22 protein-coding genes are annotated in these 21,965 nt (G+C 35.6%); all 22 read right to left on the bottom strand.

All coding sequences use genetic code 11. From position 1 onward, the window contains the following. Positions 1-212: 212 nt before the first annotated feature. Positions 213-857, bottom strand: a complete 645-nt coding sequence (gene hisG, locus MWH28_RS10080; protein ID WP_248619241.1) for an ATP phosphoribosyltransferase — start codon at positions 855-857, stop codon at positions 213-215. Next, positions 850-2,121, bottom strand: coding sequence for an ATP phosphoribosyltransferase regulatory subunit (gene hisZ / locus MWH28_RS10075; RefSeq protein WP_248619240.1), 1,272 nt, complete (start codon positions 2,119-2,121; stop codon positions 850-852). The genes hisG and hisZ overlap by 8 nt, the downstream gene beginning before the upstream one ends. A 403-nt stretch (positions 2,122-2,524) precedes the next feature. Beyond that, on the bottom strand, positions 2,525-3,118 hold the full coding sequence (locus MWH28_RS10070) for a cell wall hydrolase (protein ID WP_248619239.1): 594 nt from the start codon (positions 3,116-3,118) through the stop codon (positions 2,525-2,527). Positions 3,119-3,217: 99 nt separating this feature from the next. Further along, on the bottom strand, positions 3,218-3,889 hold the full coding sequence (locus tag MWH28_RS10065; protein ID WP_248619238.1) for an S-layer homology domain-containing protein: 672 nt from the start codon (positions 3,887-3,889) through the stop codon (positions 3,218-3,220). A 2-nt stretch (positions 3,890-3,891) separates the two neighbouring features. Next, positions 3,892-5,889, bottom strand: coding sequence for an NEW3 domain-containing protein (locus MWH28_RS10060; protein WP_248619237.1), 1,998 nt, complete (start codon positions 5,887-5,889; stop codon positions 3,892-3,894). An 11-nt stretch (positions 5,890-5,900) separates the two neighbouring features. Beyond that, entirely contained in the window at positions 5,901-6,818 is a 918-nt protein-coding gene (locus MWH28_RS10055) for an energy transducer TonB (protein ID WP_248619236.1), read from the bottom strand. A 10-nt stretch (positions 6,819-6,828) separates the two neighbouring features. Continuing rightward, complete coding sequence (locus tag MWH28_RS10050) at positions 6,829-7,239, bottom strand: ExbD/TolR family protein (RefSeq protein ID WP_248619235.1); 411 nt, start codon at positions 7,237-7,239, stop codon at positions 6,829-6,831. Beyond that, complete coding sequence (locus MWH28_RS10045; RefSeq protein ID WP_248619234.1) at positions 7,226-7,849, bottom strand: MotA/TolQ/ExbB proton channel family protein; 624 nt, start codon at positions 7,847-7,849, stop codon at positions 7,226-7,228. The genes MWH28_RS10050 and MWH28_RS10045 overlap by 14 nt, the downstream gene beginning before the upstream one ends. A 45-nt stretch (positions 7,850-7,894) precedes the next feature. Beyond that, positions 7,895-8,722, bottom strand: a complete 828-nt coding sequence (locus MWH28_RS10040; protein WP_248619233.1) for a PHP domain-containing protein — start codon at positions 8,720-8,722, stop codon at positions 7,895-7,897. A 136-nt stretch (positions 8,723-8,858) separates the two neighbouring features. Further along, positions 8,859-9,392 carry a spore maturation protein gene (locus tag MWH28_RS10035; RefSeq protein ID WP_282580198.1) on the bottom strand — a complete coding sequence of 178 codons (534 nt, stop codon included), beginning with the start codon at positions 9,390-9,392 and terminating at the stop codon, positions 8,859-8,861. Beyond that, positions 9,389-9,976, bottom strand: a complete 588-nt coding sequence (locus MWH28_RS10030; protein ID WP_248619232.1) for a nucleoside recognition domain-containing protein — start codon at positions 9,974-9,976, stop codon at positions 9,389-9,391. The genes MWH28_RS10035 and MWH28_RS10030 overlap by 4 nt, the downstream gene beginning before the upstream one ends. 112 nt (positions 9,977-10,088) lie before the next feature. Continuing rightward, complete coding sequence (locus MWH28_RS10025) at positions 10,089-12,080, bottom strand: bifunctional 4-hydroxy-3-methylbut-2-enyl diphosphate reductase/30S ribosomal protein S1 (RefSeq protein WP_248619231.1); 1,992 nt, start codon at positions 12,078-12,080, stop codon at positions 10,089-10,091. Between the two features lie 260 nt (positions 12,081-12,340). Then, the gene (locus MWH28_RS10020; protein ID WP_248619230.1) at positions 12,341-12,904 is read right to left on the bottom strand and encodes a tetratricopeptide repeat protein; all 564 of its coding nucleotides are present in this window, start codon (positions 12,902-12,904) and stop codon (positions 12,341-12,343) included. Positions 12,905-13,067: 163 nt separating this feature from the next. After that, complete coding sequence (gene hfq / locus MWH28_RS10015; protein WP_248619229.1) at positions 13,068-13,298, bottom strand: RNA chaperone Hfq; 231 nt, start codon at positions 13,296-13,298, stop codon at positions 13,068-13,070. A 60-nt stretch (positions 13,299-13,358) separates the two neighbouring features. Further along, the gene (locus MWH28_RS10010; RefSeq protein WP_248619228.1) at positions 13,359-13,568 is read right to left on the bottom strand and encodes a hypothetical protein; all 210 of its coding nucleotides are present in this window, start codon (positions 13,566-13,568) and stop codon (positions 13,359-13,361) included. Positions 13,569-13,597: 29 nt separating this feature from the next. Further along, on the bottom strand, positions 13,598-14,098 hold the full coding sequence (locus MWH28_RS10005) for a hypothetical protein (protein ID WP_248619227.1): 501 nt from the start codon (positions 14,096-14,098) through the stop codon (positions 13,598-13,600). A 67-nt stretch (positions 14,099-14,165) separates the two neighbouring features. Next, positions 14,166-14,768 carry a GTPase gene (locus MWH28_RS10000; protein WP_248619226.1) on the bottom strand — a complete coding sequence of 201 codons (603 nt, stop codon included), beginning with the start codon at positions 14,766-14,768 and terminating at the stop codon, positions 14,166-14,168. A 43-nt stretch (positions 14,769-14,811) separates the two neighbouring features. Beyond that, positions 14,812-15,753 carry an AAA family ATPase gene (locus MWH28_RS09995; protein WP_248619225.1) on the bottom strand — a complete coding sequence of 314 codons (942 nt, stop codon included), beginning with the start codon at positions 15,751-15,753 and terminating at the stop codon, positions 14,812-14,814. 241 nt (positions 15,754-15,994) lie between these two features. Then, positions 15,995-16,288, bottom strand: a complete 294-nt coding sequence (locus MWH28_RS09990) for a hypothetical protein (protein WP_248619224.1) — start codon at positions 16,286-16,288, stop codon at positions 15,995-15,997. A gap of 31 nt (positions 16,289-16,319) precedes the next feature. Beyond that, positions 16,320-17,273 (bottom strand): tRNA (adenosine(37)-N6)-dimethylallyltransferase MiaA, encoded by a 954-nt coding sequence (miaA, locus tag MWH28_RS09985; RefSeq protein WP_248619223.1) that lies wholly within the window; start codon positions 17,271-17,273, stop codon positions 16,320-16,322. Positions 17,274-17,449: 176 nt separating this feature from the next. Continuing rightward, complete coding sequence (gene mutL / locus MWH28_RS09980) at positions 17,450-19,276, bottom strand: DNA mismatch repair endonuclease MutL (RefSeq protein WP_248619222.1); 1,827 nt, start codon at positions 19,274-19,276, stop codon at positions 17,450-17,452. Between the two features lie 5 nt (positions 19,277-19,281). Then, positions 19,282-21,963, bottom strand: coding sequence for a DNA mismatch repair protein MutS (gene mutS, locus MWH28_RS09975; RefSeq protein WP_248619221.1), 2,682 nt, complete (start codon positions 21,961-21,963; stop codon positions 19,282-19,284). Positions 21,964-21,965 lie beyond the last annotated feature (2 nt).

Genomic DNA, 21,965 nt, shown 5'->3' with positions numbered 1-21,965 from the left:
GACTTGTGACTTGTGACTTGTGACTTGTGACTTGTGACTTGTGACTTGTGACTTGTGACTTGTGACTTGTGACTTGTGACTTGTAACTTGTAACTTGTAACTTGTAACTTGTTGCTTGTTGCTTGTTGCTTGTTGCTCACTGCTCACTGCTCACTGCTCACTGCTTACTGCTTACTGCTTATTAGTTGTTACTAATTACTAATCACTAATTACTAATTACTACCCACCACTTCCTTGACCCGCTCAATAACTCCTTTAATCCGCTGATGAGAAGCCTTATAGCTGACTCTATTGACAATCAATCTAGCCGATGATTTAGCTATTTCAGCTACTTCCACTAAATTGTTCTCTCGTAAAGTCGTCCCTGTTGAAGTTATATCAACGATCATATCGGTCAATCCAATCAAAGGGGCCAACTCAATCGAACCATTAAGTTTAACCACTTCAATTTGAATTCCTTGCTCTTTAAAAAATTTCTTTGCTACATTGGGATACTTAGTAGCCACTCGCCCTGTTGGCGGTAGTTGGCCCATCTCCGTAATCCCTCGCTCTTCAGGAATAGCCACCACCAAACGACACTTACTCAATCCTAAATCAACCACCTCACAAACAGTAGCACCTGCTTCCAATAAAATATCCTTCCCTGCTATTCCAAAATCAGCCACCCCATGCTCAACATAAGTCTGAACATCAACAGCTTTAGAAAGGATAAAGTCAACCTCCTCTTTAGGATCACTTAAGACTAACTTACGAGAATCATCATCTAATTCACGATTGATCAAACCTGCTTGCTCTAATATTTCAACAGCCGGATCAAACAGCCTCCCTTTAGGTAATGCAACAGTTAATTTATTCATTCTCTGCCACCTCTTTTAGTTTAATCTCTCTTACTTCCAATCCAGACACTTCTTTAATAGTAGAACTTTTAGCTATACTCTCTTCCTCAACTCCAACAATTAAGAGTCGATTTATATTTTTCTCCACTGCATAATCGATTGTTTTCTCCAACTTGCGATCATAAATTTCTAATTCGACACTTTCTCCAGCTTGGCGTAATTTTTTAGCTAGATTGAAACCATTAGCTTTTTGCTCACGACTGCTTAAAAGCAAAGTATCTACACTACTTCCTTCAAATTGATAACCTTGATTGTCTAATGATAATAACAATCGATCAATCCCTAAAGCAAATCCAGTTGCAGGAATTGGATAATCAAACTTTTCAACCAACTTATCATAACGCCCTCCACCACAGATTGTATATCCTAAATCCTTAGTATAACCTTCAAAGACGATCCCAGTATAATAATCAAAGCTACGTACCACACTCAAATCAAGGCAGATATATTCACTAACTCCTAACAGTTCTAAATCATGATAAACCTCTTCTAAATTAATCAATGCCTCCAAAGACTCTTGATTGTTAACCAGTTGCTTAGCTTCATCAATAACTTCTAAACCACCTCGTAAATTTTGAGCAGTTAAAATAGCCTCTTGTTGTTGAGAATTAAGCTCACTATCTGCTAATAATTCCTCTAATTTAACAAAGTTCTTATTTGATAAAGCCTGTCTAACCTCAGCTTGACTTCTTTGATCCATCTTAGCAGCTTTCATAATTCCCCCAAAGTAATCAACATCTCCAATATCTATCTTAAAGTTATTTAATCCTGAAGCTAATAGTGATTCCGCTGCAACTGCTATCACCTCAGCATCTCCAAGAGGGGTCTCAATTCCTAATAACTCAATTCCTGCTTGATAAAACTCCCTCTTTCTTCCTGCTCGAGGTGTTTCGTATCGAAAGACATTACTTTGATAACATAACCGCAAAGGAAGTGACCGACCTCTAAGCTCTGTTGCTGCTATCCGAGCAATCGGTGCTGTCATCTCCGGTCGTAAAGCCAAAATTTCACCCTTCCGATTGAAAAACTTATACATTTTAGCTTGTAACCCCTCTGTCCCTGCAGACAAAAGATCATAAAACTCAAAGGTAGGGGTTATTATTTCTTGATAGCCCCACCTCATAAATAACTGATTTAATTTATTTTCTAACTCTCGTTTCTTAGCTGCCATCTGGGGCAGATAATCTTTCGTTCCTTCTGGTCGTTGCAATTTATCAAAAGTCAAATTAACTCCTCCTTTAGTCCTTTAGACAAATAAAGTAATGATTTATTAAAATATAACATATATCTCCTAACCTGTCAATGAAAATCTTAACATAAGTTTAAGGTTAAGCCTTATTGATATAAAGTGGCACTTTGCCACTTTATATCAGTTGACAGTGAACAGTTGATGGTTGACAGTTAAAACCATTTAAAACTTAAACCCAAAACCAATCTAAAGCTATAATTTTAAGGCTTTTTATAGCTCTTAAGATTTTAAGATTTTGATCTTAACTGTAAACTGTCAACCGTAAACTGTCAACTCAATATTGTGGCACTGAAAGTGCCACAATATTGTAATATAACGTAAGAAAAAAAGATCTCAGAAGACATCTTCTGAGACCTAGTATGTATCACTTCTTTAATTTTTATTTCGCAAAAACATGATCCCCAATTTGAACAGTTGTTTCTCGGCTTGTCAACCACCATAAAGTCCGTGCAGTCCGAGGATTATAAAAGAAAAGTGCTCCTAATGATGGATCTCTCCCACTTAACGCCTCTTTAGCAGCTTGATAAGAAGTGTCATTTGGAGTTAGATTGATCTGTCCATCATCAACTGCTGCAAATTGGCCCGGCTGATAAATAACATCATAAATATCATCTGGAAACTCATCATCTTGAACTCGATTTAAAATAACTGCTGCCACTGCAACTTGGCCATCATAAGGTTCTCCTCTTGCCTCTCCATGGACAGCTCGTGCCAACCATTCCAAATCATTATTATTATAATCTACTACGGTATTTCCAACCTCTTCTGCCTCAGCCGAATCACCACTAAATCGATCAACCGCATAGATCGCTAATAATGTTAAAGCCAATCCCTGATAAGCTCTCCGTTCACTAATTCCATCAGCATAAGCTGTATTATAATTAGGTGCAAAAATACTACTAGCCAAGGGGGCCAACAATAAGCAAAGTAAAGTTAGGGAAATGATAGGTATTATTCTTGCTTTTAATCTCATCTTAACTCCCCCTTATCAGCCAAATCAAAGTTAATACGTCTTACTAATCACCAGTTACTAATTACTAGTTACTAGTTACTAATTACTAGTCACTAACCACTAATTCCCAAGCAACAACAACGCAGTAACTGCCGTTCCTCCTGCTAACCAGAAAAACCTGCGATTCAATCTATCAATCTCTTCTTGACTTCCAGTAGTTCCTAAACCCTGCTCTAAATCTTCAACATGTGATCTCAATGCTTTATTTTCAGATTGCAATTGCTCAACCTGAGTCTGTAAAGTCATAATTTTAGTTGATTCTTCTTCCAAATCTTTTATGATTTCACTTGCTTGTTGGCCCAAATCATTAACCCGATCATTAGTCTTAATTAAGTCTTCCCTTATAATTAATTGTTCTTGCTCTAGCCCCTCAATACCTTCTTCTAACTCCTTATTTTGCTGCATTAGCTCCACTAATTCCTCACGAAATTCAGTAGCCAACTTTTTTAAAGTTAACATATCATCTTCTTCAGCTGTTACCCGTCCTTGTTCTATATTCTCCAACATCTTAGCTATTATCTCTGCTAACTCATACCTAGTAACCTCATCTTCTCCTTGAAACTTATTATCTTCATATAGTGACATATAACCTCTTTCAACCAATTCAACTACACTTTGATAAGCCCAATGATCACTAGAAAGATCTTCAATTTGACCACTAGCCAATACAGGTAAAGTAGCATTTATTATTAACAGCAATGCTAATAACAGAGAAAGCTTTTTATTTTTCATAATTAACTACCCCCAATATAAACCGCTTTATCTTCTAACTCAAGCTCAATCTCTTCTTCACTTCGATCATAAAGATTAAAATCTAAAAATTCTAAACCAAGCTCTCCATGAGATTTAACTCTAAAATGAAGTTGAGCAAAAGTCTCTGAATCAAGACTTCTAGCCGCATCCAAAGCCCCAGAAACACCTTCAATTTTAGCTTCTTCCCGATCGATTTCAGGTGAATTCCAACTCAACAAATCTCCACTTTCCACAAATAAATTGCCCCGTGAAATATAAATTGGTTCTAAAACATCATCATTGTAACCAATATCAAAACTCCCACGATAAAAACTGATTAAATTATTTAATTTCACCTCAACAGTCAAATAATCTCCTTCTTCAAAACCTTCTTCCAGATCAAGAACTTCAAATTCTGCCTTCGACTCTAGACTTGGCAATGAAATTTCTTTCTTACTAATCCGATTAGAAGCATTATCACTGCTTACCTCAACAATATAAGGTAACTCACCACTAACCATCTGTAAAGGATCTATTCGCCAAGATAATTGAATCGATTCTCCTGGTAATAAATATCCCAGCTTTTTCTCTTCGATCTCCCCTCGGCTGACACTTAATCCTGGAGGAAGGGCCAATTGAGCACTGACATCATAAGCTGGCGAAAATCCTTCATTTTTAATCTCAGCATTAACTAAAAAAGAATCCTCTTCTAATCTATTCTGATAAGTTCTTATCTGGTCAGGGCCAATCAGATCCAATGATAAGTCAGGCGGGCCAACTACTTCTAAAGAACGACTTACTTGGTTGGCATCTGTATTTTCAGCATCTACCTTAACTGTATATTCAAAATTATCTTTTGTAAAATCTTTAGGTCTAACTTGCCACATTCTTTGTAACGTCTCTCCTGGCTCTAAATCACCAACCACTTCCTTCTTATCACTAGAAACCAACTCTAAATCTTCAGGTAAATCTAACTCAACTTCTACGTCTTCAACAGTAATCTCAGCAGTATTTTGAATATAAGCAATAATATCTACAGTCTTATCAGGTCGCTCCATTACCACTGTAGAAGGTGACGTAACCCCTACTGATAACAGACCAGGCACAATAGTAATTCCACCCAGACCATATTTAGTCGCATAAGTCCTACTTTCTCCTGGTTGTAAATCTTCTGGCTGCCAGAATAAAGCCATCGCACTATCTAATTCAAACTCACCTTCCCTAATGAAGTCTCGACCAGGGTCAAAGTTAAATTCCCAAGGAGCATCAGCTAAACTACCCCAATTTGTAAAGTACATCTCGTCAGGTGCAGTCAGATTAGGGCCAACTACCGTTCCTTGAGAAGTTACCTTAGGGTCTTCTAAACTATCAAAAGTCTGCCAAAAATCAGGCAGATGCTCATCTCGCAAAAAGACCTTATCCCCATCTATAATTTGATCTTCAACTCTAAAGGGAGCTCCATCATTCTCTCCTAATAAAGTATCGATCATAATTCTACTCCCAACCTCTTTGATTTCTTCTCCTGTATTCTTAACTTGATACTCAATCCGTGCAGTATCTGGCAAACCAGTAGTAGTACTTTTGACAAAACTTAAAATTTGATCAACAACTACCTCTCCAAATTTATATGTAGTTATAATTTGTTCATCTTCAATAGTAGGTGCTTGTAGCAACTTACCATAGTTGCCACCTCTCCCTGCTCTCCGATCAGTCTCTCCTCCAAAAATATAATTTTCTCCATCAATTCTAATTGTAGTATAGGAAGTCCAAGGATGAGGATGTCCATAAACTAACGGCTTATTATTATCTCCATCTCGCATTGGATCCCCACCCGTCACATGAATAGCAAATCTTCCCTTATTTGATTGATTTTGATTAACAAAAATTTCAATGTAATCATTTTCTAACTGCAAATTACCATGCTCATCTTCTTGTGCAGTAAGCTGAGGAGAAGACACAATCAATAATAAGATAGTTGAAAATAATACTATCTTTTTCACTAGTTATCACCTCATTCCTCAACAAAGAATAAATCAATAAATTCTAATTCAACGTCACTTTGCTGATCAGTATACTTAAAATCAACAAGAAGTTCTATTTGATAATCAGATTCAGCTGGTTTAAATTGCCATCCACGCTCAACTGTCAATTCAGCCACATTATTAAATTGACTATTTTCAGCCGATTCTAATAGTTCTACCTCCTTGATTTCTCCATCACTTTTAACAGTCACTAATAACCTAACAGTTCCCTCTTGAGCAAGATTTGCTGCATCCTTAGGGTAACTAGGTGTTATTTTAGTAGTGATAAAATCTCTAGCTACTGGAGGAGTTTCTGTTTCTTCTGTTTCTTCTGCTTCTTCTGCTTCTTTCACTTCTTCTGACTCAGTTAATTCAGGCTCTTCCTCTGTTGGTTTTTCTTCTTCAACTTCTTCTTGCTCTTCAATTTGTTCCTCTGTCTCTTCATCTTCGTTTACTTTTATCTCTTCCTCACTTAGATCACTAGTTAAGACCTCTTCATCTAACTCAGTACCTTCTTCTTTAACTTCGTCTACTACCTCTTCTTCTGCTACCTCAGCTAGCTCTTCTGACTCAGTTACTTCAGCCTCTTCTTCTGTTGGTGTAGCTTCATCTTCAACTTCTTCTAACTCGTCTTCTAGTACTTCTTCTACTTTTTCTGCTTCTTCTTGCTCTTTTGTTAACTCTTGCTCAGCTTCCTCTTCTAGTTTAAAATCATTTTGCTCAGACCCCGTCTGGTCATCATAATGAACTACTTGTACTTCACTATAGTACTCCATCGGGTAAATTTGAAATGCTGGCTTTTCTCCTGCAAAGCTAGATAAAAAATATATAATTGCAAGATGAGCTACAACAGAAACAAATAAATATTTTCTCATGCCAGCTTCTGATTTATTATCCTTCTTTTTCATAAATTATCACCTAATTTAAGTCCTCTTTATTTGCTGCTAAAGCCAAGCGATAACCACCAGCCTCACGTATTGAATCCATTGCTTTAATAATTCTTTGATATTTAACATCTTGGTCAGCCTTGATTACAAAAACAGCCTCTGGTGATTTTTCTAAGATTTTGGCTAGCTCAAGAGAAAAACCTTGTTCAGTTACTAATTGATCATCTACATAGAGTTGATCATCTTCAGCTAAAATTACATTGACCTGCAAATCCTCTTCCTGTGCTGTAACTGTTGTGGCTTGAGGCAGATTAACCTCCAATCCTTCTGGTGTTGTCCTAAAAGTTGTAAATAACATAAAAAAGACCAATAAAAAGAATATAACATCTATCATAGGTAAAATATCTATTCTAGACTTCTTTTTTAAGTTAGAATTGAACATTGCTACCACCCTGACTCAATATCTCAACCAAATCTAAAGTCCAGCGATTCATCTCTTCAGCTCTTGCTTCAACTAAACTTACTAGATAAGTATACATCATCATCGTCGGAATAGCTACTATTAATCCTACAGCTGTACTGATTAATGCTTGAGAAATACCTACACTGATTGCTCCAGGCGAACTTAAACTATCAGCTCCTGCCAAAATATTAAAACTATCAATAATTCCTAATACCGTTCCTAATAGACCTAACAGAGGTGAGACAGTAGCAATAAAATCCAAAACCCTAAGCCTCTTTTCCAGCTTTTTCAGTTGATTATTACCTACTATTTCTAAGTAATCTTGAATTTCATATTTTTTCTTTCCATAATACTTAATCCCTTCTAACAACATCCCTGCTACTGGCCCTCTCGCTTCTTGAAGAATTGATTTTGCTTCTCCAATCTTTCTATTATCTATCATTAGTTTGACCTTTTTAATTAATCTGAAATTATCCCCTTTAGCTCTTTTTAAATAGATTAATCGTTCTAAACTTACCGCTAAACTGATTATTGAACAAAGTAATAATGGTATCATAGTAATACCACCTTGTCTCAAGGTTTCTAACATATTAATTCCCCCTTACTTAGTTATTAAAATGGTTAGATTTTATTATTAGATCTGCTTTTTTAACTGTTTTAATCTGTTTAATAATTTATAAGGGGCTTTTATCTCCCCTAGCAATATCTCTCCTTTCCTCTTTGGCCCATGACAATCAGAACCGCCTGTAATCAGTAAATCATTCTGCTTGGCAAACTCTAAATATCTCCGCGTAGCTGCTTGATCATGTTCCGTATGATAAACTTCAAAACCTTCTGCCCCCCATTCTACTAATTTAGGTAATAATTGATCATTCCCGATTAATACAGGATGAGCAATGATAGGAATTCCTCTAGCAGACTTAATCAATTGAATTGCTTCTTTAGCAGTCAGCTTTTTTCGTTTAACATAAGCTGGCCCTTGACAACCAATATACTGATCAAAAGCTTGACTCCACTCTTTAACATATCCTTTATCAAGCATAACTTGAGCAATATGAGGTCGCCCTAAAGCTGCATCTTCAGCAATATCAGTTATCTCTTCAAATTCAATATCAAACCCTAAACCATTTAACTTATCTACCATATTCTTAATTCTATTATATCGGGCTTTTTGTAAAGTATCTAACTTATTTAATAAATTTTCTCTGCCATAATCTAGATAATATCCTAATACATGTATTTCGGTGTCGTCATAATCAGTATTCAATTCAATCCCTGGTACAAATTCTATCCCTTCTTCTTTAGCAACCCTAGCTCCTTCTTCTAAACCAGCTAAAGTATCGTGATCTGTAATTGCTATCGCACTAAATCCCATACTTTTTGCAGTTCTAACTACTTCAGTTGGGGTGAAACTTCCATCTGATGCTGTAGTATGTAAATGTAAATCAATATATTTGTCCATCTTAATTCAACTCCTATCGTTATCACTATCATCTTTATAGTTTTACAAATTAAGCCAGAATATTCACTAACCTTCTTAAGAATAAAATGATTCACTTTCAATAATTAATTCAAGATTGTAAATTAAATTCCTGCTTTCAGCCAAAGACTAGTTGACAAATAAAGACGGCAGCTATAAAACCCACAAAATCTGCCACTAAACCAGCTGCAATAGCATGGCGAGTATTCTTAATTCCTATTGCTCCAAAATAAACTGTCACTACATAAAAGGTTGTCTCCGTACTACCTTGCATAGTCGAAGCTAATCTACCGATAAATGAATCTGGACCATATTGATTTATCAAATCAGTCACAAAGCCCAAAGCTCCTGTACCTGATAATGGTCTGATCAAACTTAAGGGGATAACCTCTTTAGGTATGCCCACTCTTTGTAAAGGAATAGCTACTAAATCCAAAATTAGATCTAAAGCACCAGAGCTTCTAAAAACTCCAATCGCTACTAACATTGCTAGTAAATAAGGTATGATCTTAATTCCAGTAGCTAATCCTTCAACTGCCCCTTCTACAAAGACATCATAAACTTTAATTCCTCTATAAAAGGAAATAGAGAGAATAAAAAATATAACTACCGGTATTGCCCATTCTGAAATCAAATTTATTAAATCGATCATAACTTAGATCTACCTACTTTAATTAAAAGTTTATTAATTATAACACCAGCTATTGTAGAACAAGCTGTAGCAAATAAAGTAGTTCCTACAATTTCAGTTGGATTAATAGAGCCAGCTCCTGCCCGTAAAGCTAATATAGTTGTAGGAATTAAAGTTAAACCTGACGTATTAATTACTAAAAAAGTACACATAGCATCAGAGGCGGTTTCTGACTTATTATTTAAACTCTGTAATTGATGCATTGCTTTAATACCCAAAGGAGTTGCTGAGTTACCTAACCCTAATAAATTAGCACTTAAATTCATCATTATTGACCCTAAAGCTGGGTGATCAGTTGGTATTTTAGGGAATAAAATTTTAGCTACTGGCTTAAATAATTTGGCTAGACCTTGTACTAATCCTGATTCTTCAGCTAACTTCATCAATCCTAACCATAAAGACATCGGGCCAATTAATTTAATTACTATTCTAACACTCTCTTCAGCTGATTGTAAAATAGCTACAGAAACTTCTTCCATTCTTCCATTAATAGCTGCTACAACCATACCCACTGTAATCATAGCAAACCAAATTTTATTTAACATAATATCCCTCCTCTATTTTAGTCTATGTTCTTTAGTGAGGGATATGAAAAAATATAAAGCCCTAGCTATTTAAATAGCTAGGGCTTTATATTTTATCTTCACTTATAAAGTTTTACTCTTCAAATAAATCCCCAAATACATCTCCTAATTTTACTCCACTACCTTCATTATTATTGTTATTATTATTATTATCTCGAGTAGTTGTTTTAGGTTTAGACTTTTTCTGTTTAGGAGCAGGAGATTCTAATTCTTTGATACTAAGCCCAACCCTTCTACCCTCTGGTTCAATGTTAATAACTTTAGTTTTTACAACATCTCCTTCAGTTACTACTTCTTCTACAGTAGCAACATGATCATGAGATAGTTGAGAAATATGGATTAAACCTTCTACACCAGGCTTAATTTCCATGAAAGCACCAAAATCAACTGTTTTAGTGATCTTACCTTCTACAATATCTCCTTCATTATACTCTTCAAGAAACTCTTCCCAAGGATCTGGCTGTGTCTGCTTAAGTCCTAAAGAAACTCTTCCCTCTTCTTCATCAACACCTAAAATTTTGACGTTAATCATTTCCCCTTCTTCTAATACTTCAGAAGGATGTCCAATTCTACCCCAAGAAATCTCAGAAATATGAAGTAATCCTTCTACTCCACCTAATTCTACAAAAGCACCAAAATCAACTAATTTGGTAACTTCACCTTCGATTTCTGTTCCTTCTTCCAAAGAACTTAAAACTTCTTTCTTCTTCTCTTGGCGTTCTTCATCTAATACTACTTTACGAGAAAGAACTACATTATTATCTTCTCTTTCAACCTCAATAATTCGTAATTTCAATGTTTGTCCAACAAATTGACTCAAATCCTCTACATATTCAATAGCAACATGTGAAGCAGGAATAAATCCTCTCACACCAATATCTACAACTAATCCACCTTTAACTGTATCATTTACTTCTGCTTCAATTATTTCTCCTGATTGATGTATCTCTTCCACCTTTTCCCAAGCTTGCTCAACATCCACTTTCTTTTTAGATAAACTAGCTCGTCCATCTTCACCTTCAGGATCTAAAACTTCAACCTCTACTTCATCACCTACATTGTACTCTTCTTCAAAATCTTCTTCCTTGATTTCATCTTTTGGGATAAACCCTTCAGTGTCACCTCCTAGATCTACAGAAATCCCTTCTTGCGATACCTCTTCAATCTTGCCACTAACTATTTCACCTTCTGTTAAACTAGTAGCTTCAACATCATTCTTTTCTTCTTCATTTTTAATTTCTTCCATTCTCCTTACGACCTCCTTAATTATCCAATTCGGGGTTGATGCCCCTGCAGTAATACCTACTTTTTTAATATTCTTAAACCAATTCGTTTGTAAGTCATCTACCGCTTCAATGTGATAAGTTTTCACTCCACTTTCACGACAAATTTCTGCTAAACGATTGGTATTAGCACTATTATGTCCTCCAATAACTAACATTAATTCAACCTTTTTTGATAATTCAGCTGCTTCATTTTGACGTTGTCCAGTCGTTGTACAAATAGTATTATAAACTTTTAATTCAGATACTTCAGTAAGTAAATAATTACTCAACTTCTGTAAATTTTCAAGTGATTGAGTGGTTTGAGCAATAATTCCAACTTTTTGCTCATCTGCTAGTTTATCAAAATCAGATTCATCTTCAACAACAATTGCTTCATTATCTGCAAAGCCTAAAATCCCAACCACTTCAGGATGCTCTTTATCCCCACTAATTACAACTTGATAACCTTCTTCTTTTAACTCTTTAGCTTTTTCTTGTGCCCGTTTAACAAAAGGACAAGTGGCATTTATGAGCTCTAAATCCCGCTCAGCTGCTTGATCTAAAATCTTAGGTGGTACTCCATGAGAGCGAATAATTACTGCTCCATTAGAAATATTTTCTAATTCGGCTCTTACTTCAACTCCAGATTCCTCTAATCTCTCAACAGCCTGTGGATTATGTATTAAAGGACCTAAAGTAAAAACTTCACAATCCTTATCTTCCCCAGTTTTTAAGGCTAAATTCATAGCACGATCAACCCCAAAACAAAAACCAGCATGTTCAGCTAAATAAATTTCCATATTGCTTCCCCTTCCAACCGACAATAAACTATTTCCTATTATATCACTATCTTAGATATTAATATTATACACTAAATTTAAAATAATTATTATAATAACTTCCTTCTTCCTTTTATAGAGGTTCTTGATTAATAAAAATATTCCTGCTTATTTATTAAAAAAATACACATTTAAACAAATAAAAACCTTTTTAACTACTAAAAGCAAATTAATAGACAATTTCCTAGTTTCCTTAAAAAGAAAATTCAATTTATATCAGATCATAAGTTAAAAAAAGTTCGAGCAACTCTTCTTCCCTTTAACATATAATAGTTTGCTTTAACTAAATCACCTTGTCTATAATAGTTAACTCCTAGTAAAAAATGACTATATTCATTATCTTTAATTTCTAAAGCTGTTCTTAAGTTTCGTTCAGTTTCCTGATAATTTTCTAATTCTTGATTAACAATTGCTAAGTAATTATAAACCCAAATGTTTTCTGGATCTAACTCTATTAATTGTTCAAACATTTCCTTAGCTTCAGAATCCATATGAGCTATATAATAAGCAAATGCTAAGTAATTAATTGCTTTAATATTATCTGGTTCACGGCGTAGCATAATCCGATAGTTAATTATCAAATCCCTAAGTTCATTAAGATAATCTTCATCTTGTATTGCTTTAAAAACATCTACACTCTTTTCAATTTCACCTAAATTTGCATAAGCAACCCCTAATTTATAATGAGCTATTAAATCTTCGCTCGTTTTTTTATCAACTATCTTCTCGTTTTCTGCTATAACCTCTTCCCATTCCGAGTAAAATCTAGTATTAGCTAATGACATCTCAATAAAAAAGAACGATATTATAATACAGACTGCTAAGCTTATAATCTTCTTAATTATCTTTCACCCCTACTTTAAATAACAGCTAGATCTTATAATTTCCATCTTCACTAACAATTCAGCCTGCTAATGAAGATGGATTATATCTTAAACCCCTTTAAATTTAACTATTATTTAGTAAATCCTTTACATCTTTCTCAGGTGAAATAGTCGATACAGCATGCTTATAAACTAACTGCTCTCCTTCATCAGTCTTTAATAAAATTGTGAAGTTATCAAAAGATTTTACTATCCCTGATAAACGAAAACCATTAACTAAATAAATGGTTAATCCGATTTTTTCTTTTCTTACCTGATTCAAAAAATCATTCTGCAAATTAATTTCAGAACCCATCTAAGCCCCTCCTTCTTTTATTTTATACAATTCTTATTCTCTTAATTATTTTATTCTAGATCAAAGAAATTTTTCCTCCTTAGAAAGGAAGAGGCCTTCTACTTTCTTGTTACAAAGTAAACATTCTCCTTCTTCTAAGCTCTTCTTTCTTACTAACAATGGAGTCAATAACATACCTTGTCTAATTCCTTTCTTCTCTCCTCTAGCTTTACCAACGAAAAAACCAATTATAAATGAAGCCAATATTAATAATAACTTCTGATAAAGCATTCTCCCCTCCCTTTTGCCCTAAAAGCAACTTAGTTAACTAACTGTAATAATTTAATAATCACTAATGTCATTATCATTACTATTAAACTTGTCTGCCAGTCAATTTGCAGTGCAATTATTAGAGAGAATAATATTAGCAGAATGGTCCCCCATTCCCCTAAATAATTAACAAAATTCTCTCGATTTATATAATCTTCCGAATGAAAATCAATAAAGTCATCAACTAGCTGAATAAATAAAATAATTGTTAATGCAAATATAAAGATTTCTCTCTGTAGTACTAAAAAGCCTAACCCCAACATAATCAAAACCTCTTGGTAAGATTTTAACCCAGTTGGTAAAGAATTATTACTGCTTCCCATTCCAATAATATAACTGGCCCAAAATAAAGAAACTGCTAGCTGATAATTCAGCAAAACAGCAAAACTGAATAACAATAATGTATAGGGTACAACTCCTCGTTGCAACTTGATTGCTAGGGTTTTTTGCTGATTTAAACGATCAAGTTCCTGATCTAAATAATCATCCATTATTTTAATTACTAATCCAATCAAAAAAACAGTAGCAATAGTATTTAATATTTTAAATCACACCCTCTTAAACATTTTTCAACAAAAATGTCTTTACTTCTGTAAATCCTTGCTGGTAAAGAGCCGAAATTGCAATTATTAATTTTTGCTCAATTAAACTCTCTAATTTAGTCAAATTATTTTTCTGGTGATCTAAATCCAACTTATTCGCTAAAATCTTATAACCTGGCTGTTGATGAAACAAATTATAAAGCTCCTGATCAATCTTTTTTAATTGACTAAAAAAATCAAATTGGCTTAAGTCAATCATATGTAAGATTATTTGACTCTGAAATAATTGATTAAGCGTTTGAGCCATTGCTGTTCGGATCTTTTGTTTAGAATGAATTTCATCAACCAATCCACAACTATCAATCAACCTAATCTTTTTATCCTGCTTTCCTATAGGTAACTTAAGTTGAATACTTTGAACTTCTGTCGTTTTATGAGGCTCAACTGCAACTAGTTCTTCGTAAGCTTCTTCTAGTTGATAAGTTTTAGTCGCCATAAAACCGGCTGGCTGCCTAACTAATAACTTTAACTTCTTAACCCCTAAATAATTAGCAAAATTAATTGCAAAAGAAGTTTTACCTACATTCGGCTGACCAACTATCAAAACTGAGACCATCATTCTCACCTCACAAAACAAACTGCCTAATGACAATTTGCTATTTTCAAACCAAGTCTTCTCTAGTCAGTGTTATCAAGTCTTCTTTAGTCACTTTTTTCTGTTCAACCAACCTTAGAGCCTGTTTTCTAATTCCCCGCTCAATTAAATTACGTACTGTCCGAGCATTTCCTTTTTCTGTTCCTACATCACGCCTAGCCTCTGCTAGCTGTTGGTAAAGCTTTGCTTTGGCTGAAGAAGATAAGCTATACTCTCTTTCTTGAGCCATTAATTTAGCAATCTTAATCAACTCTTCTAAAGAATAATCTTCAAATTCAACTTGAATCGGAAATCTAGACTTCAAGCCAGGATTAGCCTGTAAAAAATACTCCATCTCTCGAGGATAACCAGCTAAAATAATAATTAAATTGTCTTTCTCATCTTCCATAGCCTTAACTAAAGTATCTATTGCTTCTTTGCCAAAATCCTGCTCTCCCCCCCGGGCCAACGCATAAGCCTCATCGATAAATAAGATTCCTCCTAATGCTTCTTCAACAACTTCTCTCGTTTTTTTAGCAGTATGTCCAATATACTTCCCTACTAAATCTGCACGTTCTACTTCCTTTAAATGGCCCTCTTCTAACAACCCCAGCTCCCTAAACAATTTTCCAAAAATTCGGGCCACAGTTGTCTTTCCAGTCCCTGGATTACCCTTAAATACCATATGCATTACCACAGACTCAGTCTTTAAATTTCTTCGCTGTCGTTCTTGTTGAATTTCAATAAAAGCTTTCAATTCCGAGACAAGCTTTTTTATATTTTCAAGACCAACCATCCGCTCAAGTTGCTCCATTATCCTTTCTAAACTCTTATCTTCCTCATTTGGATTTTTTATCGATAAATCTTCTTTTTCTCCTAATAATTCAAACGCCTCAGTAATAGAGATTTCTCCTTCTTCAAATTGACGTAATATTTCTCTCTTGCTTAAATTCCTATTGATTAAGGGCATCAGCTCACCCCCTTACCCTAATATATATGAACTGCTAAGATAAAAAATGAAACACTATTGATATTAAGCTTAAGTTTAAGGCTAAGTCTAAGTTTAAGTAAAACCTAAGCCCTTATGCTTTTAACGGTTGGCTTAGACTTAAACTCAACCTTAGACTTAAGCTATTGTAATTAATCACAAATAATTTAGATCAAAAAAAGAAAGGAATTAATTCCTTTCTTTTTAATCTAATTCTATTCTTTTAAGAACAATGTTCACACAACATAATCACTTCACTATTTTCACTGAATATTTCCTTATCTAAAACTTGATTAACCAATTGATAATCATTACAAACCTCATATCTACAACAGACATCACAGATATAATCATCAACGATCTTGCAATAGATATAATCATCATGCTCCCCGCTATGACAACTACAGAATGAACAGTCAACCTTTGCTTTTTTAGCAGCACCACCTGATAATTTAATTCCCTGATCTTTATTTTTGAGCTTAAGTAATAACTTACTGACTTCTTTATTATATTTCATTCAGAAGTTAGCCTCCTATTATTAAATTTGATTACTTAACTTCACTTTTTGATTGAAGTTGCTCCTTAATCAATTCCTTACTCTCAGCTAATAAATCTTCAAACTGATACTGATCAACATCAAACCAATGAATAGTATCATCCCTTTTAAACCAAGTAAATTGTCGTTTAGCAAAGTGGCGAGTATTTCGTTTAATTAGACGAATTGCCTCTTCTAAATCATACTCACCTTCAAAATATCCCATTAGCTCTTTATAACCTAACCCTTGCATTGAAACTAATTCACGATCATACCCTTGTTGATATAATTCTCTAACCTCCTCAACTAATCCTTCTTCAATCATCTGATCAACACGTTTGTTAATCCGATGATATAAATTTTCTCGCTCACGCCTTAAACCAATCTTAAGTGCTTGATAGCGAGGTGGCCTCTTCTTAGCTTCTTGCTTAAAATATGTAATCGTCTTTCCTGTCTGCTGATAAACTTCAATCCCTCTAATCACCCGCCGTAGATCATTAGGATGCAGTTTCTCAGCCAAAGTAGGATCAACCTCTGCTAGTTTATCATGGACATACTCTGTTCCTTTTTTCTCTGCTTCCTTCTCTAATCGCTCTCTTAAATCCCAATCAGTCTCCATATCCGGAAATAAAAAACCTTCTATCACTGCCTTAACATACAATCCTGTTCCACCGACCATCATCGGCAACTTACCCCGCTGATAGATCTCAGGAATCAATTGATCAACCCGCTCTTGAAAATCAGCTACACTGAATTCCTGGTCTGGATCAACTATATCTATTAAATGATGAGGCACTATCTTTTGCTCCTCAGGGCTAGCTTTAGCAGTACCGATATCCATGCCCCGATAAATCTGCATCGAATCTGCTGAAATAATCTCTCCTTCTAACTGCCGGGCCAACGCCAAAGAAAGCTTAGTCTTTCCTACCGCTGTTGGCCCGACTAATGCTACTAATGGTTCGTTCATTCTATCCCCCCTCTTGTCAGTTAACAATTGACAATTGATAGTTAATAGTTAAAGAACAACCCCTTAAAACCAAAGAAATTAAGAAGTTTTTTAATTGTCAATTGTACATTCTGTCAATTGATAATTGCTTTTCTAAACTCTCAATTATCAATTATCAACTATCAACTGCTTTTTAATTATTTTCTCTTGAATTTTTTCTCTAATTCATGCTGGGATAAATGCATCAGCACCGGCCTACCATGTGGGCAGGTCTGGACTTGATACTCTTCAATATCAGCAAGCAGACTGCTCATCTCTTTAACTGATAACTTGGTTCCTGCTTTAACTGCAGCTTTACAAGAGAGCATAATCAATACCTGTTCAGCAAAATGATGTTCCTCTTTAAAATCAAGTTCTTCTATTAGTTTATAAATAGTATCCAAAATTAATTCTTGATCATCCAATTTATATAATTGAACCGGTACTCCTTGAATCAAATAACTATTACCACCAAACTCTTCTAATAAAAATCCAAATTTGGCTAACTGCTCCTCTTTTTCTGCTAACAACTGGGCTTCTTGATGGGTCAAATCCAACTTAAGGGGGAGCAATAACTCTTGAATCTTGACCTGCTCTTCTTTATACTTCTGCAATAATTGCTGATAAATAACCCGCTCATGAGCAGCATGCTGATCGATAACATACATCCCATCTACTCCCTGAGCAATGATATAACTTTGATGAATCTGACCAATTGGAACCAAGCTTAAATCTTCCTCATTATATTGACTGCTCTCTTCTTGAATCTGCTCCCCTTTAGAATCTTCAATTCCACCAAATAATCGCTCTATCTTTTTGGCCCTAACTTCCTTACTCTCCTGCTTAGTCTCTTGATTATAATTTGGTTTACTTCCAGTTTTCTTAGCTTCTGTAGTTAAGTTTAAGTTCTTCTGCTGATATTCCTGCTTTTTGGGCTCTTTTTTCACTTCATCTTCTTGCTTATTATCCTCTTTTAATTCTAATTTAGGAATTAGATCACTGCCCTTAATTGCTTTAATTACACCATCCTTAACTACTTTATAAACTATATTACCCCGACTGAATTTAGCTTTCAACTTTGTCGGATGGACATTAACATCGACCAAAATCGGATTTAATTTCAACTTTAAGACCACAATCGGATGACGATTAATGGTCAATAAAGTATGATACGCCTCTTCAACCGCTTTACTCATCAAAGCACTCTTAATAAACCGCCCATTAACAAAATAAGAATGGTGCTTACGAGAAGAACGAGTAGTAGTCGGTTTAGAAATAAAACCGGTTAATTTCATATAATCTTGTTGATAATCAACCTTAATCATATCCTTAGCTACATCTCGCCCATAAATATTAAAGATTACATCCAACAGATTACCATTACCTGTTGTCTCTAACAATTGACGTCCATTATGTTCTAAACTAAAGCTGATTTCAGGATAAGCTAAGCTCAAGCGATTTATTATATCACTGATATGGCCAATCTCAGTTGAGGTCTGGCGTAAATATTTATAACGAACTGGAGTATTAAAAAAGAGATCCTTTACCAAAATATTCGTTCCTACTTGGCAACCACAGCTTTCCTCCTTCTCAACCGCTCCTCCAACTATTCGCAATTTGATTCCACTCAAGCTATCCTCTCTTTTGGTTGTTAGCTTCAACCGTGAAACAGCAGCAATACTCGATAATGCCTCCCCCCTAAAGCCCAATGTCCGCAATGCAAAAAGGTCATTAGCTTCTTTAACCTTACTGGTTGCATGCCGTTCAAAGGCAAGCTTAGCATCTTCTGCTGCCATTCCTTCACCATCATCAACTACCTGGATTAATTTCTTCCCGCCATCTTCAACCTTGACCTTAATTCTAGTACTACCTGCATCAATCGAATTCTCAACCAGCTCCTTAACTACAGAAGCAGGTCGTTCTATTACTTCACCAGCAGCAATCTTATTAGCTACCTCTTCACTTAGCAACTCTATTTTACCCACATTGATCACTCCTTATAAGCGGAGTCAAATTGCTCTGCCAATCTTTTTTGAGCCTTCTGTTTTAATTGATGCAGTTGATTCATTGCTTCTAAAGGAGTCATCGACATAATATCAAGTTGGCTCAACTCTTTAGTCAATTGATCATTAGCTGGAGTGAATAAAGGCATTTGGGTTACCTTCTCTTTGATCTCCTCTTTTTCTTCCTGTTGTTGATAACTAGCTTTTTGCTCTTCAGTTGCCAATTTTACTGTCTCTACTTCATCCTTCTCTAACTCAGCCAAGATCACCTTCGAGCGTTCGATCACCTGCTTAGGAATCCCAGCTCGCTTAGCAACCTCAATCCCATAACTTTGATCAGCACTACCAGGTATAATCTTTCGCAAAAAGACAACCCGCTCACCTTCTTCTTGGACTGCTACATTATAATTTTTAACCCCTGGCAATTCATCTTCAAGCTCCGTCAGTTCATGATAGTGAGTAGCAAATAGACTCTTAGCCCCAATCTTGTCCAGATCACTGATATATTCAATCACTGCCCAAGCAATACTCAAACCATCATAAGTGCTCGTCCCACGCCCAACTTCATCCAAAATAATCAAACTTTGAGAAGTGGCATTATTTAAGATATTGGCTACCTCATTCATCTCAACCATAAAGGTACTCTGTCCAGTCGTCAAATCATCTGAAGCTCCTACCCGAGTAAAGATCCGATCGACAATCCCAATCTTCGCCTCTTCAGCAGGAACAAAGCTACCAATCTGGGCCAACAGACTGATTAAGGCCACTTGACGCATATAAGTCGACTTACCTGACATATTTGGCCCGGTAATGATTGAAAAACGATCCTCTTCCCCATCCAAATATGTATCATTAGGAACAAAAACCTCCTCATCCATCATCTGCTCTACAACTGGATGGCGTCCCTTACTTATCTCAATCTCTTCATTAGCCTCCACAGTCGGCTTAGCATAATCATTATTTAAAGCTACCTCAGCTAAAGAGAGTAAAGCATCAAGTTGAGCTAATATATTAGCAGACTGTTGAATCCGTTCTGTCTCTTCAGCCACCTGCTCTCTAACTCTAACAAATAACTTATATTCTAATTCCTCACTCTTCTCTTCAGCCCCTAAAATAACCGATTCCTTCTCCTTTAGCTCAGGAGTAATATATCGTTCACTATTACTTAAGGTCTGCTTTCGAACATAATCATCAGGAACTGCATCGAGATTGGCTTTAGTCACCTCAATATAATAACCGTGTACCTTATTATGACCAACCTTCAAAGAACTAATTCCTGTTCTTTCCCTTTCTTGCTCTTGTAAGTTAACAATCCAATCCTTGCCATTGGTCATCGCCTCTAAAAGTTGGTCAAGCTCCTCGTCATAACCTCGCTTAATAACTCCACCTTCAGTTATCGTAGTCGGCGGTTCTTCTCTAATTGCAGAGGTAATCAACTCCGTTACATCTTCTAATTGATCTAGGCTTTCCTCTAAAGTAACCAACTTAGTACTACTAAATTGGGCCAACAACTCCTTAAGCTCTGGAATTACAGCCAGTGAATTTCTTAAAGCTATCAAATCACGAGCATTGGCAGAACCATAGACTACCTTTCCAATCAGCCGTTCAATATCATAGACTTGATCTAATAACTCCTTTAACTCCTCTTTTAAAAAGATATTTCCTGCAATCTCTTCTACTGCATCCAAGCGCTGATTGATCTTATCTACTTCCAGCAACGGCTGCTCAATCCAACGGCGTAAAGTTCTCCCCCCCATTGCTGTCACTGTTTGATCAAGTACCCACAACAAACTTCCTTTCCGACTCTTATCCCGCATCGTCTCCACTAACTCTAAATTCCTTCTCGTATTGGCATCTAAAACCATATAATCAGTCGTAGAATAAGTAGATAAACGGTTAAGATGCTTCAGACTCCTCTTTTGCGTCTCAATTAAAAAGTCCAAGGCTGCCCCTGCTGCTTCAATTGCTAAAGAAAGTCCTTCACAACCAAACCCTTCTAAAGTCACAGTCTCAAAATGATCAGTCAACAACTCATAAGCCCGATCATAACTAAAACTGTCAGCTATCTTGGTCTTGATTGGAGCAATCTGTGCTGCCATAAAATCCATAATCTGTTCGTTCTTCTCCACTCCTTGGTCAAGTAAGACTTCCGCTGGGTTGATCCGTGATAATTCATCGATCACCTTCTCTTGCGGAGCAGAACCATCTAATTGAGTCACCATAAACTCTCCAGTTGAAACATCTACTACAGAAAAGCCATACCCTTCAGCTCCACTCACAACTGCAACCAAATAATTATTATCTTTATCCTCTAACATATTATTATTGACTACAGTCCCAGGCGTAATCACTCTGACAACTTCTCGCTTGACCAATCCACTCGTCTCACTTGGATCCTCTACCTGTTCACAAATAGCCACCCGATAACCTTTATCTATTAATTGAGCAAGATAAGACTCAGCAGAATGGTAAGGAACTCCTGCCATTGGAATCTTATCCCCTTTTCCTTTATTCCGAGCAGTTAAAGTCAATTCTAACTCTCGTGCTGCAACCTTAGCATCATCATTGAACATTTCATAAAAATCACCTAATCTAAAAAATAAGATTGCATCCTGATATTCATCTTTTATTGAATAATACTGCTGCATCATTGGAGTCAACTTAGCCATAC

It is taken from the genome of Natroniella sulfidigena (genome assembly GCF_023223645.1).
In the GTDB taxonomy this organism is placed as follows: domain Bacteria; phylum Bacillota; class Halanaerobiia; order Halobacteroidales; family Halobacteroidaceae; genus Natroniella; species Natroniella sulfidigena.
The sequence above is the reverse complement of the archived record's forward strand: the minus strand, read 5'-3'. Positions and strand labels throughout refer to the sequence as shown.